The sequence below is a fragment of the Nocardia sp. CA-119907 genome (genome assembly GCF_050955995.1).
In the GTDB taxonomy this organism is placed as follows: Bacteria; Actinomycetota; Actinomycetes; order Mycobacteriales; family Mycobacteriaceae; genus Nocardia.
The window spans coordinates 846,588-863,384 of the sequence record NZ_CP192091.1 but is presented as its reverse complement, the minus strand read 5'-3'; the positions used below and the strand labels follow the sequence as shown (position 1 = coordinate 863,384).

Below are 16,797 nucleotides of genomic sequence, written 5' to 3'. Positions count from 1 at the left end.
CCGCTAGTCAAGACCCGACCTTCTTGCAGCCTATGCCGATAACGGCATCGGCTTTGTCTGATTTGCGGCGCCTGCGGCGCCGGGTGTTCGGGGCCCTGTATCTCGCGACCGAGCGGTCGAGACTCGCGACTACGTCGAGTCGCTTCGACCGCTGCGGCCGCGAGACGGGCCGACGTCGCTCGTCGGGCTCACTCGTCGAGGTTGCTCGCGTGTCGACGCAACCACCATCACGGTGCCGAGACCAGGAGCGACGCGATCAGATCAAACCTTGTACTGGTAGAAACCCGCACCGGTCTTCTTGCCGAGCAGTCCGGCCTCGACCATGCGCATCAGCAGCGGCGGCGCCGAGTACAGCGGCTCCTTGAACTCCTGGTACATGGAGTCGGCGATGGACTTCACGGTGTCGAGGCCGACCAGGTCGGTCAGCGCCAGCGGCCCCATCGGGTGGGCGCAGCCGAGCACCATCGCCTTGTCGACGTCTTCCTTGGTGGCGAAGCCGGATTCGACCATTCGGATGGCCGAGAGCAGGTACGGCACCAGCAGCGCGTTCACCACGAAGCCGGAGCGGTCGGCCGAGCGCACGACCTGCTTGCCGAGCACATCGCTGGCGAAGGCCTCGGCGCGGGTGGACACCGCCTCGCTGGTCTTCAGCGTGGTGACCAGTTCGACCAGCGGCAACACCGGCACCGGGTTGAAGAAGTGCATGCCGACCACGCGCTCCGGGTTGGCGGTGGCGACGGCGATCTTCATGATCGGGATGGAGGAGGTGTTGGAGGCCAGAACGGCGTCCGGATCGGTGACGACCTTGTCGAGTTCGGCGAAGATGGCGGTCTTCACTTTCTCGTCCTCGAGCACCGCCTCGACCACCAGCTGGCGGTCGGCGAAATCGCCGAGGTCGGAGGTGAACCGCAGGCGCCACGCAGCCTGTTCGCGTTCGCGTTCGGTGATCTTGCCGCTGCTCACGCCACGGTCCAGCGAGCGCAGGATGCGGGCGCGGCCCGCCGCGGCTAGTTCCCGAGTCTGTTCGTAGACGAGCACGTCGATATGCGCCCGTGCGCACACCTCCGCGATTCCCGCACCCATCTGTCCGGCACCGATGATGCCGACGCGCTGAATCTTCTCGCTGCTCACGTCCCGCTCCTGCTGGTTTTGTCTGGCTGTCGGGTGTCTGGTGGCGAAGGACGCTCGGATGTGAGCAGGTCCTTCGATGGTCCAAGGTATAGGGATGCCCTCCCCGCTGGGGCTGTTCAGCGGGGAGGGCGGTACACCCCTACTGGGAGTAGAGGGCTATCGGTATGCGCGGAGCGCCGCCATGGATCAGTGGAACTGGCCCTCTTCGGTGGAACCCTTCAGGGCCGCCGTCGAGGTGTTCGGGTCCACGGTGGTGGCGATGGTGTCGAAGTAGCCGGCACCGACCTCACGCTGGTGCTTGATGGCGGTGAAGCCACGCTCGGCGGCGGCCTTGAACTCGCGCTCCTGCAGGTCGACGAAGGCGGTCATACCCTCGCGGGCGTAGCCGTAGGCCAGGTCGAACATGCCGTAGTTGAGCGAGTGGAAGCCGGCCAGGGTGATGAACTGGAACTTGAAGCCCATGGCACCCAGCTCACGCTGGAACTTCGCGATGGTCGCGTCGTCCAGGTGCGCCTTCCAGTTGAAGGACGGCGAGCAGTTGTAGGCCAGCAGCTGGTCCGGGAACTCGCCGCGGACGGCCTCGGCGAACTTGCGGGCGACCTCGAGGTCCGGCACACCGGTCTCCATCCAGATGAGGTCGGCGTAGGGGGCGTAGGCCTTGGCACGCGCGATGCAGGGCTCGATGCCGTTCTGCACACCGAAGAAGCCCTCGGCGGTGCGGGTGCCGTCCAGGAACTCACGGTCGCGCTCGTCCACGTCCGAGGTGATCAGGGTGGCGGCCTCGGCGTCGGTGCGGGCGATGATCACCGAAGGCACGTCGGCGACGTCGGCGGCCAGACGCGCGGAGGTCAGGGTGCGGATGTGCTGCTGGGTCGGGATCAGCACCTTGCCGCCCAGGTGGCCACACTTCTTCTCGGAGGCCAGCTGGTCCTCCCAGTGCACACCGGCGGCACCGGCGGCGATCATGGCCTTCTGCAGTTCGTAGGCGTTCAGCGCGCCACCGAAGCCGGCCTCGGCGTCGGCGACGATCGGGGCCAGCCAGTTCTGGACGGAGGTGTCGCCCTCGACCTTGGCGATCTCGTCGGCGCGCAGCAGCGCGTTGTTGATGCGGCGGACCACCGACGGCACCGAGTTGGCCGGGTACAGCGACTGGTCCGGGTAGGTGTGGCCGGACAGGTTCGCGTCACCGGCGACCTGCCAACCGGACAGGTAGATGGCCTTCAGGCCGGCACGGACCTGCTGGACCGCCTGGTTACCGGTGAGGGCGCCGAGGGAGTTGATGTAGTCCTCGTTGTTGACGAGGTCCCAGAGGATCTCCGAGCCACGACGGGCGAGGGTGGCCTCTTCGACGACAGTGCCCTGCAGCTTCGACACCTGCTCGGCGGTGTAGTTGCGGGTGATGCCCTTCCAGCGCGGGTTGGTGTCCCAATCCTGCTGGATCTCGGCAGCGGTCTTCGGGGTGCCGACGTTCGACATCTCTGACTCCACTTCTTCGTTTCGGTGCTCCACGGTCGAGCATCGCTCGAACTGCTGTGGCGGCAATTTGCAGGCTTGCTAGGCCCATGGGGTGTACTTCCACACGATGGCACACCAGGAAATAGCCGTCTACCTGTTGCAAGTGTGAATCAGAGCTAGGTTTCAACCGATCTTTGCTAACTTTGCGAAATTAGCCTGCGAATTGCACGCGTGAAACCTACCCGCCGGTAGTGCTGACATGCGGTTTTAGCGTAACGCTCGTACTGTTAGCGACCGCACCGGGTACGCCCATCCGACGCGCCCGGCATTCCGCGCTGTGAGGACGTTCACACGCACTCGTGTGGCCTCCGCCACCTCCGAGCGAGTGACCGGGCACACGATCGGGCAGACTGGTGCGACATTCGAACTCTCGGGCGGGCGTCCAGTTCATCGTGGACGCCCGATAGGAGCGTTATGCGGAAACTGTGGTTCACCACGGCGATCGCCGTCGCATGCGGCGCGAGCCTGCTGCGGCTGCCGGCAGCGGGCGCCGAACAGGCCGATCCCGGCACCGTCGTATCCGTCGCACCGCTGGCCGCGGTGGCCACGCTGCCGGGTTCGGTGAACTCCAGCCGCCTCGTGTACTCGACCACCACCGTGAACGACGCACCGACGGTGGCCAGCGCCGCGGTCTACTTCCCGCCCGGCCCGGCCCCCGAGGGCGGCTGGCCGGTGATCGCGTGGGCCCACGGCACGGTCGGGCTCGGCGACAACTGCGCCTACAGCATCGCCGGGCCCAGCGCCGTCGAACGGGACTGGGCGTATCTGGGGACCTGGCTGGCGCAGGGCTACGCGATCGTGGCCGCGGACTACGCCGGACTCGGCACGCCCGGCGAACATCCCTACCTCGACGGACGCGTGGAGGCGCACAACGTCGTCGACGCGGTCAAGGCCGCCACCGGGCAGTACTCGTCGCTGGCGAAGAAATGGGTGGTCGTCGGGCAGTCACAGGGCGGCGGCGCGGCGGTGTCCACCGCGCGGTACGCGACCGAATTCGGCGGGCCGGAACTCGACTATCGCGGTGCGGTCGGCACCGGCGTGCCCGCGTATATCGAGGATGTTCTGCAACTGCTCGGGCCGGCTGTGCCGCCGATCAAGCTGAACCCGTACAGCACCGCCTACGTGCTCTACATCCTGAACGGATTGCGCACGGCCTACCCCGAGCTGGATATCGAGTCCTTCCTGAGCGACTCCGGACGCGCATGGCTCACCCGGGCGCGCGATGTGTGCGTCACCCCGCTGCACCATGAGCTCGGCGCCAGCGGCGTACTGATCGGCGATCTGTTCGCACGGCCGCTCGCACTAATTCCGAACGTGCACGGACTGCTGCACGAATACCTGGGCCTGCCCGAATCCGGTTACGACAAGCCGCTGTTCCTCGGGCAGGGACTGCGCGATACGGATGTGATCACGCCGGAAACGCTGCGGTTCGCGGCGGTGCTCGTGGTCAACCGGCAGCCGGTCACGGTGCACACCTATTTCGAGGATCACGACGGGACGGTCAATGCGTCGCTACGGGATTCGCTGCCGTTCGTGCGCGGTCTGTTGGCCTGACGCGGCGGCACCGAACGGCCCGAGCGCCCATTCCTGATTCCGCGGAATCCGTGGGCGCTCGGACCGGAGTCAGTCGCTGCGCACCGGCGGGTGAGTGTCGCGCCAGTGCTCGGCTATGTCTATGCGGCGGGTGATCCAGACGTCATTGTGGGATTGGACGTGGTCCAAGAAGTGCTCCAGGGCAGCGATGCGGGCCGGACGGCCGACAATGCGGCAGTGCAGGCCGATCGAGAGCATTTTCGGGCTGCCCTCCGCACCTTCGCGATAGAGGGTGTCGAAGGCGTCGCGCAGGTGGGCGAAGAATTGGTCGCCGCTGGGAAAGCCCGCGGGTGAGGCGAAGCGCATGTCGTTGGTGTCGAGGGTGTACGGGACCACCAGGTGGTTGCGGCCGTGCACGGTCACCCAGTACGGGAGGTCATCGGCGTAGGAGTCGGAGTCGTAGACGAATCCGCCGTGTTCGACCACCAGTTCCCTGGTGTGCGGGGAGTCGCGGCCGGTGTACCAGCCGAGCGGGGCCGAACCGGTCAGCTCGGTGAGGATGCGCACGGCCTCGGCCATATGCGCGCGTTCGGTATCGCGGTCGGTGAGTTGGTAGGACTGCCAGCGCAGGCCGTGGCTGGCGATTTCGTGGCCGAGTTCCTGAAAAGCGGCCACCGCCTCCGGATTTCGCTGCATGGCACGGGCGACGGCGAAAATGGTCAGCGGCAGATCGCGGCGTTCGAAGGCACGCAGGACCCGCCACAGTCCGGCGCGGGAGCCGTATTCGTAGAGCGATTCCATGCTCATGTGACGGTTCGGAAAGGCCTGTGCCGGAGTCATTTCCGAGAGAAAGGTCTCCGAATGCGGGTCGCCGTCCAGAACGCTGTTCTCCGCACCCTCTTCGTAATTGAGCACGAATTGCACGGCGATCTTCGCATCGCCCGGCCATTTCGGATCCGGCGGTGTCGATCCGTATCCGATGAAGTCGCGCTGATTCATGTCGGTGTCGCTCATCCCCCGAGTTCTCCATATAGGCGCAGCCGCGCGAGACCGCCGTCGGGATAGATATCCAGTCGGACCTCCTCCACCGAGGCCGCCATCGGCGCGATCGCGAATCGGTGCCTGGTATCGGGCAGCAGTTCGGTGCGCGGCAGCAATTCGAGTTCGGTGCCGTCATTGGTGTGTCCGGTGAGCCGGGCGGAGCCGGGGCTGTTGCCGAGGAAGTACGACGTATCGATCTCGGCGAGCCGGATGAGGCCCGGACCGGCGAGCCGGATGCGCACCCAGTCATTGCTGTCGTCGCGGCGGCGGGCGGTTTCCCAGCCATCACCCATCTTCCTGGCCAATCCCGGATAGAGCAGTTGGTTCGGCGAACTGTAGAAGCGGTTGGAGCAGTCCAGGACCAGGGCACCGTTCTCCAGCGCGGCCAGGTCCAGCGGGCCGAGGCCGAGCAGCCTCGGATCGGGCCTGCCCTCGCCGTGCACGCGCAGCCGGGCCACGCCGCCGTCCGGATGCATGGTGAGTTTCACATGGGTCCAACGTTTTTCGTTCTCGATGACGAAGGGATTGCGGCTGTCACCGGATACCGGGGCGCGGTCGATCAGGGTCACCCAATCATCGCGGTCGGCAATGGCTTCCGCGGGCGGATAGCCCTCGATCTCCAGTGCGGAGACCGAAATCGTTGGCGGATAGTTGCCTTTGAACCAGGCGGTGTCGACCACGATGCCGCGGATCACGCCGGGCACGCCGAGGCGCACAATGGCGGAGTCGTCGCCGGGGCGGCCGCGGTGCCTGCGGGTTTCCCAGCCGTCGTAGATCTGGCCCTTGTGCCCGAAGGTCGACGGCCGGTATTCCGACGGGCCCGGATTGATCAAATTCTCCTTCTCCGCGAAGAATTCATCGTTGGCCCAGATCACCGCTCCGCCGAGCGGGCGGACCGCCAGATCGGGCAGTAGCGTGAAATCGTCTACCTCGACCGGGTCGCGCCCACCCGTCGCCCGAGGACTGCCCCGCATCGAATCGCTTCGCGATACTGCACTCATCGCACCTCCTGTTTCGCGTGGGAATCCCGCGACCGGTTCATTTCACACCGCTTCCTGCGGAATCGGCGCACGCGCGACCAGCGCACCCAATACCTCCGGGGTCAATGCCGGTGCGAGCGAACGCAATTCGACGGCGCTCCGAGCACCGCAGTGCACGCCGCGCAACACCGTGGCGGCCAAGGCCTCCGCGGTGGCGGGCTCGTCCATCACGCCGCCGGAACGCCGATCGAGATAGGCCACCAGGCGTGGCACCGCGACATCGATGGCCTGCCGGAAGAACTCGTAGGTGGCCAGCCAGCGGGTGACCAGATGGCCGGGGTGCATATCCCAGCCCTGGTAGTAACCGAGGCGCAGGGCCCGGCTGACCAGCCGATGGTGATTGCGCAGTGCGGCTTCCGGTTCGCCGTCCGGGACGATCTGGGTGGAGCCGTCGCAGACCCACACGCCCGTTTGGGCCGCGGCGACCTGCATGACCGACTTCGCATAGTCCGCGGCGGGGTGGTCGAGCGCCTGATCGGGTGCGGCGATCCCGCATGCCGCGGTGTAGTCGTAGGTGCCGAAATGCAGTGCGCTGCAGCGCCCCTCGGACAGACCGATCATCTTGGCGATCGGGGCGCTGCCATCGGCGGCAATGATCGCCTGCGGGCTCTCGATCTGCAGTTCGAACCGCAGCGTGCCCGCATCGAGTCCGAAACCGCGCTCGAATCCCTCGCACAGTGCCACCAGTGCCGAGGCCTGTTCCGCCGCCCGGATTTTCGGCACGGTGAAGACGAAACCCGCTGGTACGCCGCCCGCCGCAGCCAATACCAGCTCGAGGGTGCGCAGCGCGCGGTCGCGTTCGGAGCCGGCCAGTCCCTTCATCCGGATACCCAGACTCGTCGGCCCACCGGGCAGCTTCGCCCATTCCGCGAGCACCGTGCCCGCATTGCTCGCGGCCTTGTCCTCCTCGGTATCGGCCCGGAATCCGTAGCCGTCCTCGAAGTCGATGCGCAGATCCTGGATCGGGTGCCGCTCGAGTTGTGCGCGCACGGTGGGCAGTGCGTCGGTGTGGTCGAGTTCGGCGAGCAGATCGTAGTGGCGATCGAGGAGTTCGGTCGCCACCGCCCCCCATTCGGCGGGGGTGTCGGCCGTGGCGCGGTCGGCGGGCACATAGGCGGTGTGAATCGGCTGGACCCGGCCGTCGGGGTCCGGATAGCGGGTGCGCAGATCGGCGTCGACCGCGTCGAGCACCGCGTCGATCTCCGCGCGGACGTTCTCGGGTAGCTGTGTTGGATTTGCGCCGCTCCCGGGCCCTCCGTGGTTACGCACGCTGCCTCCTCCGGGCCTGACGCTCGCGTCGCGGAGTTGGATTTGCGCCGCTCCCGGGCCCTCCGTGGTTACGCACGCTGCCTCCTCCGGGCCTGACGCTCGCGTCGCGGGGAAATCACCCTCGAGCTCCTTCCTGAAGTGCTCGCCAGATCCGGTCGGCCGTCATCGGCAAACGGGTCTGTCGTACCCCGACAGCATCGCGGATGGCATTCGCCAGCGCGGGGGCGACCGGGTTGTATGGCGATTCACTCATCGACTTGGCACCGAGGGGGCCCAGGTCATCGATGGTGTCGGCGAAGTAGACCGCGGTGCGCGGCAGGTCGGCGAGCTGCGGGATGTGGTAATGCCGCAGCGTCGGGGTGGTTACCACGCCCTGGTCGGAGCGCATGTCCTCGTAGAGCGCGGTGCCGATGGCCTGCGCGACCCCGCCCTCCACCTGGCCGCGGCACTGCACCGGGTTGAGCACCGTGCCCGCATCGGCGGCCTGGACCGAGTGCAGGATGCGCACCTCCCCGGTCTCCGGCCGCACGGCGACCCGGAATGCCTGCACATTGAAGCTGACCGAACGCGGGCTGCCCGCGTGTTCGCCCTGCCCGGACAACTCGCCGTCGGCCAGTAGTTCGGCGACACCGACCAGCCGGTCGCCGCAGCGGACACCCGCCGGTTCGAGAACGCATTCCGCCTCGGGGCGATCGGTTAGTTTCGCCGCCCGGACCAGGATGTGTTCGCGCAAGGCCACTGCCGCGAGGTAACAGGCCTTGCCTGCGACCGTGATGCCAGTCGAGCCGAAGGCTCCGGTGTCGTGGCCGACGACATCGGTGTCCGACTGGCGAATCACGATGCGGCGCACATCGGTACGCAATGCCGTTGCCGCGAGCTGGGCGTGCACCGTTGTCGTGCCGCTGCCGAATTCCACTGTGCCGACTCGGATCTCGTAGCGTCCGTCGGGCAGCAGAGTGGCGGTGGCCTCGGCGCGGTGGCCACGCGGCGGGATGGTGGCGATCATGGCCAGTGCCATGCCGGTGCCGACCCGCCAGTCCGGGCCGGGTGCGGGAACTCCATTGCCGCGCAGAATGGCTCGCTCGGCCAGGTCGAGACATTGATCGAGGCCGTAGCTGCCGAATGCCAGATCGCCCCGGTCGGCTTCGGCTCCGACGAACTCATCGCCGGGCACCACCACATTGCGTCGGCGGAATTCGAACGGGTCGATGCCGAGTGCGCGCGCCAGTTCGTCCATGGCCGATTCGACGCCGAAGATGATCTGCCCGAGGCCGTAGCCGCGGAAGGCGCCGGAGGGAATGTTGTTGGTGTAGACCGCTCTTGCCTGGACGCGCTTATTGGCGCAGCGATAGACCTCGACGGATTCGCCGACACCGTGGAAGATGACGCCCACACTGTGGTTGCCGTACGCACCGGCATCAGCGAGCACGTCGATCGAGAGCGCGGTCAGCACGCCGTCGGCATCCGCGCCCGCGGTGACCGCGACCCGCATCGGATGACGGCATGTGGCGCTGGTGAATTCGTCGGACCGGGTGAATTCGTACTGGACGGGTCGCCCGGTGCGCAGCACGGCCAGCGCGATCAGATCCTCGGCCAGCATCTCCTGCTTGGCCCCGAACCCGCCGCCGACCCGCTTGGCGAAGACACGCACGCGATCCCGCGGCAGCCCGAACAGATGGCACAGCTCGTCACGAACCAGGAACGGCACCTGGGTGCTGCACCGGATGACCAGCCTGCCGTCCTCGTCCAACCAGCCGATGCCGCCGTGGGTTTCCAGATGTACGTGCTGGCCGCGCGGCGACTGCCAGATACCGCTGACCACCTGCGCCGCCGCGGCCAGACCCGCCGCCACATCGCCGACCTCGCCGTCCACCTCGGCGATCAGATTCCGCTCGGTATCGGCGATGCCAGCCGAATCCGGCTTTCCACCATGCAGTTTCGGTGCTTCCGGAAGCAATGCCTCGGCCGGATCGAATACCGCGGGCAGGGTCTCGTATTCGACCGCCAGTGCGCGGCAGCCCGCACGGGCGATATCCATGCTCTCCGCCACCACGGCGGCAACCCGCTGGCCGACGAATCGCAGCGTGCGATCGAGCACATAGGTGTCGTCGGGATCGTCGGCGCGAAGCTCATGGCGCCCGGTCGAAAACGCGATATCCGGCGCATCGACGTAGGTGAGCACCGCGTGCACGCCGGGCAGTTTTTCGGCCTCGGCCGTGTTGATGGAGACGATCCGCGCGTGCGGATGTGGGCTCGGTAGGACCGCGATATGCAGGGGGGCGATGGGCGGAGCATCCGTGGTGGTCGGTGCGTCCTGCGGCGAGACGTCGAAGGTGAACGGTTCAGTGCCCGTGACGATCCGAGGTCCAGCGGGTGCACCGACGCCGGTGCCCGCTCGTCCGAAGGCGGTGTGCTCCGCTGAAGTGGCGTCACCCGCCGAGGCTGCCTGGCCGGCCGCCGCGCCGGTGTGCGCTGTCATACCGCAGCCAAGGGTCGTATCGGTCTCGCTCCGTGGCTCGGCCGCAGCCTCGGTAATCGTGCCGGTCAGCGCATCCGCGATTGCGCGATAACCGGTGCAGCGGCAGAGGTTTCCCTTCATGAGCTCCGATAGTTCTGCCGGATCCGGCGCGATCGGTCCGCCGCAACCGAGGCCCGCGGCGGTGACCACCATGCCCGCGGTGCAGAAGCCGCATTGGAAGGCCGCCGAATCCACGAATCGCCGTTGGATCGGATGCTGTTGCTCGGCGGTGCCCAGGCCGGCGGCGGTGGTGATGGTGCGATCGGCGGCGCGGTGGGCGGGAATGATGCAGGAGTGAACCGACACACCGTCGAGCTGAACGGTGCAGGCTCCGCAGTCACCCGCATCGCAGCCCTTCTTCACCGCGAAGACACCCTGCTCGCGCAGCAGCGTGCGCAGGCATTGGCCCGGTCGCGGATCGGCCCGCACAGTTTTGCCGTCTACCTCGAATTTCATTGCGAATCACCGGCTTCGCCGCGTAGCTCGGCGGCCACCTCCCGCGCCAGCACACCGCTGACGTGACGGCGCCAGTCCGGTGCGCCGTGCGGATCGCCGAACCACAGCGTCGGATCGATGTCCTCGACCGCGGCGGATACTTCGTAATCACCAGGTGTCGCAGCGAAATCCAGCACAACAGGTCGGCCGGTGGCGGCGGTGATGGTGATCGCACACTGGCCGTACAGCTCACGACGCCCCATGACGACGGCCCCCGAACGACCGAGCGGAGCCAGCGCGATCTTCCGGAAAGCGGTGTGCGCGTGCAGGGTTCGAAATGGAACGGTGATCGATCGCAATACCTCACCCGAGGTGAGCGCATTGCGTCCCGGCCCAAGCACGAACTCCCGCAGGGGAATCCGCCGATCACGGCCGTCCGGTGACCACACCAGCGCGACGCCGTCCAAAGCCACCAGCGAACCCAGCACTGCACCCGCGGGCAAGGACAGACACACATTCCCGCCAACGGTCGCGGTTCGCCAGATCTTGTGCGATGCGAGCAACGCCCGGCACGCCCGCGCGAACAGTGCCGTCCCCGGCCAGTCCGCCCGCAACACCGCCATCCCCAGTTCCCGCCCCGGCATCGCCCCAGCGAACTCCGCCAACGTGCAGGTAGCCGCGATCTCCAACCCCCCGCCCGTCTCCATCAGCGCGGGCCACCCGAACCCGGTGATATCGACCAGCCGATCCAACCCCTCCTGCGGCTCGGAGAACAAAAACGTCCCGCCGGCGAGCACTCCGCATGCGCCACCGACAAAAGCCAGGTCAGCCCGCTCTCGAGCGACAACCACATCCCGAATCGTGTCCAGATCCACGCCACACCTCGCTCCACAGACCACTACCACCAACCCTAGGAGCGCAGCGTTGCGGCAACATTTCACAACACCGAGCCCAGGTTGCGCGGCGGTAACCACAACCAGATCTACTTCTATCCTCGCTCGAGCATTCGGCACACGTCAGCAACTATGCAGCGAATTGCTTCCGGGCGATCTGCGGGCATGCTCGATCACTTTGTCGGCCGGGATCGCGGTCGTCCCGATCACGTGAACGGCGGGGCCTCTTCCCCGAGCCGAAGGACGATCCGACGGCGGCCACCGAGTTAAACCACTCGACACGCGTTATTGATCACCCAAAGCTTGAATTGTCGGAATTTGGCATTATTCTCGAGCCGCGCGGTTCGTGCATCGAACACCCCACCGTCACCGTCGGAAGGTTCCGGCTATTAACCAGCACTCGACGGGCGAGATCAGTGACGATCTCGAGCCCCTCGCGGCCCGAACTCGAACGAGCGCCGCTTTCTGGCGGCTCGCCGAGCATGACTTCGATCTGTCCCCTGACGAGCGTGCGGTATTGCAACGCACATTCCACGACGACACCGAGCTGGACAAGTGGCTACCGAACGGCGGAACCTATCGGCGGCGGGCCTATGCCTGCTTCACGCTGTCGGTCGGGGATATGAACTTCACGCCGATCGACGAGCCGCAGCCCTATGTGCAATCGCTCGAGGTCAATCGCCTGGTCGGCGGAATCGAACGCCGATTCAAACAGATCGCACCCGGACATCCCGCCACCGAGCCGACCAGGAAGATCGCGGCGGTCGTCGCCAAATCTCTGGCGGCGGAAGCTATTTTGTCGGCCGATCGCACGCCCAAGGTGCTCGTCGATGCCCACTACATGGCAATCACGGCCCCCGGTGAACCCGCACCGGAGGGTAAGCACCGCGATGGGCTGATCGCCGGATCCGCACACTTGATCGAGCGCCGAAACCTGCGGAAGGACACCGGAATCTCCTCGATCTACGACGGAGCCGACCCGGAAAACAAACTGGCGGCATTCGAGCTCGAGCAGCCGCTGGACTCCTACGTCTTCGACGATGAGCGTGTCCAACACTTCACCAGCGAGATTCAGCCGATGGCATCCGGCGTGCAGGCGTATCGAAATGTCCTACTACTGGGATTCCGAAGGTGTGACTGACTCGATCGACACAGTGATCAGCGGGCTGGACCGCCTGCTCCCCGAGGACGAGCTCGTGCATATCGCTGCCGAGCTCACCGCCGTCCCCTCGTTCACCGGACAGGAGACGGAGTTGGCAGTACATGTCCGAAAACTGCTGGCGAACAACGATATTCAAACATTCGAACAGCAAGTTCAGCCGGGGCGATACCAGACGATCGGACTGCTCGGATCGCCGGACAACACACCGGCACTCATGCTCAATGGCCACTTGGATATGGATCCGCTCGGCCGGGATCATCCGGACGATCCGTTCACGGCGCAACGCCTGGGCGATCAGCTTTTCGGCGCCGGTCTGCACAATATGAAGAGCGGTCTGGCCGCCATGATCGGCGCGGCAATCGCGATGCGTCGTAGCGGAATTCCGCTACGACGGCCCTTACTGCTCGAGTTCGTGGTCGGCGAACTCCAGGGTGGTGTAGGCACGAAATACGCGCTGGCAGCAGGATTGACGGCCGACGCCGCCGTGGTGCCGGAGCCCTATTCGGTCCGTCGAGTCATCACCCGCACCGCGGGGGTGCACAAGTTCGCCGTGGTCGTCCGCGGCCGCACCGCCCACACCAGTCGATTCGACGAGGGCGTCGACGCGATCGCGGTGCTGCGCAAAGTGCTCGATCGCCTCGACGAGGCCGATCTGGGTTTGCGCAATGCGGACTTTCCACCGCTGCCCCGGTTGCAGGTGGCCAGTGTGCTCGCCGGACGTGGTGAGTCGCATGATCTTTCGGGCATTTCCTACTGCTCCGACAAGGCGACGGCACTCATCGACCTCCGCTACCCGCCGCCGTACGAACCCGAGGACGTCACCGCGGCGATCGACACCGCACTCGATCGCCTCCGCCCCCGGTTCCGCGAGGCCACAATCAGCGTGGAGCATCCGATCGACCCGCTGTTTCGCGTCGGCGGTACCGATATGCCGCCGATGGATATGTCTCCCGATTGCCAGCTGGTGCGCGACATCACCGAACTGCTCCCCCAGGTCTCGGACTTCGACGTCGAGGAGACCGGCTTGGCGCTGCCCTATTCGTACTGCGGCAACGACACCACCCACCTCAGCCGAGCAGGCATCGAATGCTGTCTGTTCGGACCGCGCGGCACCACCCCCAACACCGAGCATCATGTGCTCATCAGCGAAATGACCGCGTGTGCTCGAACGCTGGCCGCATTGGCGGTCCGCCGCTGCGCATAGCGCGACCGAATCAGTCACTGCGCATGTGGATTTCGGATGTGGCCTGTCCGCCGTGCCGCACGCCGGTGCTCTCATAGAGCGCGAGGGCCTGGGCCGATAGGTCCTCGGCCAGCCGCGCCTGCCCGGTCTTGACCGCGACCGTGGCCCGGCCGCGCAATGCGTCGGCCTGACCGAGCGGATCACCGATTCGCTTGGCGATCCGCTCGGAATCCTGGTAATACCGCTGCGCGGCCGGATACTCACCGAAATGCCGCTCGATATGCCCCAGCCCGCGCAGGGTATCCACCTGGCTGAACGGGTCGTCGATCTCGACGGCTATGTCGTAGGCCTGTTGGAACATGCTGCGGGCGTCGTCGTAGTCGCCGGCCTTGCGGGCGATGTTGCCCAGGCCCCAGAGCGTCCAGCCTTCGCCGTAGCGGTCGTGGATGCGGCGGGCGATCGTCAGTGCGTCGTCGAAGTAGCGGCGGGCCGTTTCCTGTTCGCCCACCAGTCTTTCGATGTGGCCGAGCCCGCGCAGTGCGTCACCCTGCAGCTTTCGGTGATTCATGTTCTGTGCGAGGCGGAATGCCTCCTGGTAGAGGCTTCTGGCCTCGGCTTGTTCGCCGAGTCGGCGGATGACCTCGGCCAGGCCCCACTGGGCCGTGGCCACCCGAACCGGATCGCCGATATCGCGGGCGATGGCCAGGGCCTCCTCCGAATTGAGGCGTCCGATCCGGTAGTCCGAAGCCGCCCGCGCCACATGAGCCAAACCCTGCAACGCATCGCATTCGGTGGGCCGATTGCCGATCGCCACGGCCAGGGCGAGGGCCTGATCGAAGTAGCCACGCGCCTTTGCGTGATCGCCTGTGCTCCTGACGGTTTGGCCGAGCTCGCACAGGATCGCCGCCTCGGTGTGCTGGTCGGATAGCTCGCGTGCGACGGCCCCGGCCTGTTCGAAGGCCGTCGCCGCGGCCTCGTGATGACCCATGAGCCGGTCGACGCGCCCGCGTCCCACCAGAGCCCAGGATTCCGCGCGGCGGTCGTTGACCTGTCCGGCGATATCGAGTGCGCGTCCGAACAGGCGGTGGGCCAGGGACCAGTGGCCGGTGCCGGAGAGATGCGACGCCAGGCGGCGCGCCAATTCGGCCGCGTCCTTTGTCGGTTCGGCGGCTTTGATACAGCCCTGGAGCATGTCACGCTCGCGGGTCAGCCATTCGCGGGCCTGGGTCGCGTCATCGGATGGATTCCAAAGGTGTTCGCTGCCGGCGGGGTCGAAGATCTGGTGGGTGCTCGCTTGGCGGGCGACGGTGAGACTCTCACCGACCAGTCGATCGATGACGGCGGCGTATTCGGCGGGGGAATCCTCGCGTTCGGCGTGCATGCGGGCACACCATCGGGTGAGATCGTGCATGCGGTAGCGCGTACCACCTGGCCCTCCGGAGGACGGGTCGAGGAAGCCCGCCTCGAAAAGCCTGCGCACCATCATCATGCCGTCGCCGAGTGGCACCGAGGCCATGGTCGCCATGGCCTCGGCGGTGATCTCCTGGCCGGGAAACCAGCCCAGCAGACGCACTGCCCGTTGGTGTTTCGGATCCTGCAGACGCTGATAGGACATTTCGAAGGCCGCGCGCAGTGACTCGTCCTCCGCGGCGAACTGGTCGAAGAGGTGTTCGGCGGCCGAATCGGCCGAATCGCGGTAGACCGAATCCGCCTTGATCCGCGCGCTCAGTGCGGCGATATCGGCGGCGCTGTCGGCCAGCATCTGCTCGCCGTGGTGGGCGATCTGACCGCCGATCAGCCTGATGGCCAGGGGAAGTCGGCCCGCGGTCTCCAGGATCTGGCGGACCGCCAGTTTGTCATAGCCCGCCCGGAGGTTGCCGAGTTTGACGAGCAGTTCCTCGGCCTCGTCCCACTCCATGACCTCGAGGCGCAGTGGAGCGGCGCCGGACAGGCCGGTGAGTTTGCTGCGGCTGGTGATCAGCACGAAGCAGCCGGGGGCCTGCGGGAGCAGGTCCTTCACCTGTGCGGTGTCGAGGACGTTGTCGAAGACGATCAGCATGCGGCGAGCGCTCATCGCCGTGCGCCATCGGTTCGCACGCCCGGCCAGATCCACATCGATGGTCTCGCGCGCGACCCCGACCTGCAGCAGGAGCTGTTCGAGGACATCGACGGGTTCGCGCGGATCCCGGCCCAGGGTGTAGCCGTGCAGGTCCACCCAGATGGTGCCGTCGGGATAGTGCCGTCCGAAGGCCGCGACCGCGTAGCGCGCCAGCGCGGTTTTGCCGATACCGGTCAGACCATCGATGACGTGCACCGCGACCGCACCGGTGCGCAGGTGTTCGGTCACCCGGTCACGCAATTGGGCCTTCGGGCCGTCGCGTCCGGTGAAGTGCGGTACCTCGGCGGGTAGGTCACCACCGGCGGGCACCGGCAGTCTGCCGATGGACCGCCGCGCGACGGCTTCGTGGTACTCCAGCCGCTCGTGTTCGGGCATGTGCGCCAGATCGGCGACATCGACGAGTTGGTCCCAGGTGGTGCCGTAGATGGTCGCGAGGTTCTTGAGCACACGCACCGTCGGCCGGACGCCGGAGGGGCGTTGCGGTTCGCCGTCGAGGATTGCGCCGTCGCGGGTGAACGGCCACGCCTCGTATTCGGAGATCCGGCTGGCCTTCATGGTCGCCCTGGCACTGTCGGTGAGCTCGTTGTAGCGCTCGGCGACCATGCCCTGGGTGAGTTCGTTGGCGTAGCGCCAGGCGGCGCGCGGGCGGTATCCGCGCTGACGCAGTTCCGCGGCGAAGGGCTCCAGCAGTTGCTGATCGGTCAATCCGAGATCGGCCAGTCGATCACGCAGACGTCGTCGATCCTCAGCACTGACATTGCCTCCGGGACGTGGGCGGGCCGGTCGGCCTGCTCGATCCATCGCCCACCCTCCCGCGCGCGAACTGCCCGGCGTCGGTGCGGTGCGCGCGCCGGAGAATCGAAACGCTGATTGTGATTAATCCCTTGGTATCAGCCGCATTTCCGCTGGTCAAGTGAGTCTGTCGGAGTGAAGAAATCACTTTTGCCGCTGGGATCGC

Annotated in this window: 11 protein-coding genes; 3 read left to right on the top strand and 8 right to left on the bottom strand. The window is 66.5% G+C overall.

Translation table 11 applies throughout. The annotated features are described in order from the left end of the window. Positions 1-261: 261 nt before the first annotated feature. Positions 262-1,131, bottom strand: a complete 870-nt coding sequence (locus tag ACQP2D_RS04075; protein WP_433682389.1) for a 3-hydroxybutyryl-CoA dehydrogenase — start codon at positions 1,129-1,131, stop codon at positions 262-264. 186 nt (positions 1,132-1,317) lie between these two features. Further along, complete coding sequence (gene aceA, locus ACQP2D_RS04070) at positions 1,318-2,607, bottom strand: isocitrate lyase (RefSeq protein WP_433682388.1); 1,290 nt, start codon at positions 2,605-2,607, stop codon at positions 1,318-1,320. Between the two features lie 453 nt (positions 2,608-3,060). Here aceA and ACQP2D_RS04065 point away from each other — a divergent pair, with 453 nt between their 5' ends. Next, entirely contained in the window at positions 3,061-4,200 is a 1,140-nt protein-coding gene (locus tag ACQP2D_RS04065) for a lipase family protein (protein ID WP_433682387.1), read from the top strand. Between the two features lie 69 nt (positions 4,201-4,269). Here the strand turns inward: ACQP2D_RS04065 and puuE are convergent, their stop codons facing one another. From puuE to ACQP2D_RS04040, 5 genes are all read right to left on the bottom strand, one after another. After that, the gene (gene puuE / locus ACQP2D_RS04060) at positions 4,270-5,193 is read right to left on the bottom strand and encodes an allantoinase PuuE (RefSeq protein ID WP_433682386.1); all 924 of its coding nucleotides are present in this window, start codon (positions 5,191-5,193) and stop codon (positions 4,270-4,272) included. Continuing rightward, complete coding sequence (alc, locus tag ACQP2D_RS04055; protein WP_433685519.1) at positions 5,190-6,194, bottom strand: allantoicase; 1,005 nt, start codon at positions 6,192-6,194, stop codon at positions 5,190-5,192. Before alc ends, puuE begins: the two co-directional genes overlap by 4 nt. Positions 6,195-6,263: 69 nt before the next feature. Further along, positions 6,264-7,529, bottom strand: a complete 1,266-nt coding sequence (locus ACQP2D_RS04050) for a DUF6986 family protein (RefSeq protein ID WP_433682385.1) — start codon at positions 7,527-7,529, stop codon at positions 6,264-6,266. Between the two features lie 115 nt (positions 7,530-7,644). After that, positions 7,645-10,503 (bottom strand): molybdopterin-dependent oxidoreductase, encoded by a 2,859-nt coding sequence (locus tag ACQP2D_RS04045; RefSeq protein WP_433682384.1) that lies wholly within the window; start codon positions 10,501-10,503, stop codon positions 7,645-7,647. After that, positions 10,500-11,357, bottom strand: a complete 858-nt coding sequence (locus tag ACQP2D_RS04040) for an FAD binding domain-containing protein (protein WP_433682383.1) — start codon at positions 11,355-11,357, stop codon at positions 10,500-10,502. The genes ACQP2D_RS04045 and ACQP2D_RS04040 overlap by 4 nt, the downstream gene beginning before the upstream one ends. A gap of 535 nt (positions 11,358-11,892) precedes the next feature. Here ACQP2D_RS04040 and ACQP2D_RS04035 point away from each other — a divergent pair. Together ACQP2D_RS04035 and ACQP2D_RS04030 are read left to right on the top strand one after the other, a co-directional pair. After that, a complete protein-coding gene (locus ACQP2D_RS04035; protein WP_433682382.1) occupies positions 11,893-12,516 on the top strand; it encodes a 2OG-Fe dioxygenase family protein in 624 nt (207 codons plus the stop codon). After that, positions 12,509-13,741 carry a M20 family metallopeptidase gene (locus tag ACQP2D_RS04030; RefSeq protein ID WP_433682381.1) on the top strand — a complete coding sequence of 411 codons (1,233 nt, stop codon included), beginning with the start codon at positions 12,509-12,511 and terminating at the stop codon, positions 13,739-13,741. Before ACQP2D_RS04035 ends, ACQP2D_RS04030 begins: the two co-directional genes overlap by 8 nt. 10 nt (positions 13,742-13,751) lie before the next feature. Here ACQP2D_RS04030 and ACQP2D_RS04025 read toward each other — a convergent pair whose 3' ends face one another. Beyond that, the gene (locus tag ACQP2D_RS04025; RefSeq protein WP_433682380.1) at positions 13,752-16,640 is read right to left on the bottom strand and encodes a tetratricopeptide repeat protein; all 2,889 of its coding nucleotides are present in this window, start codon (positions 16,638-16,640) and stop codon (positions 13,752-13,754) included. Positions 16,641-16,797 lie beyond the last annotated feature (157 nt).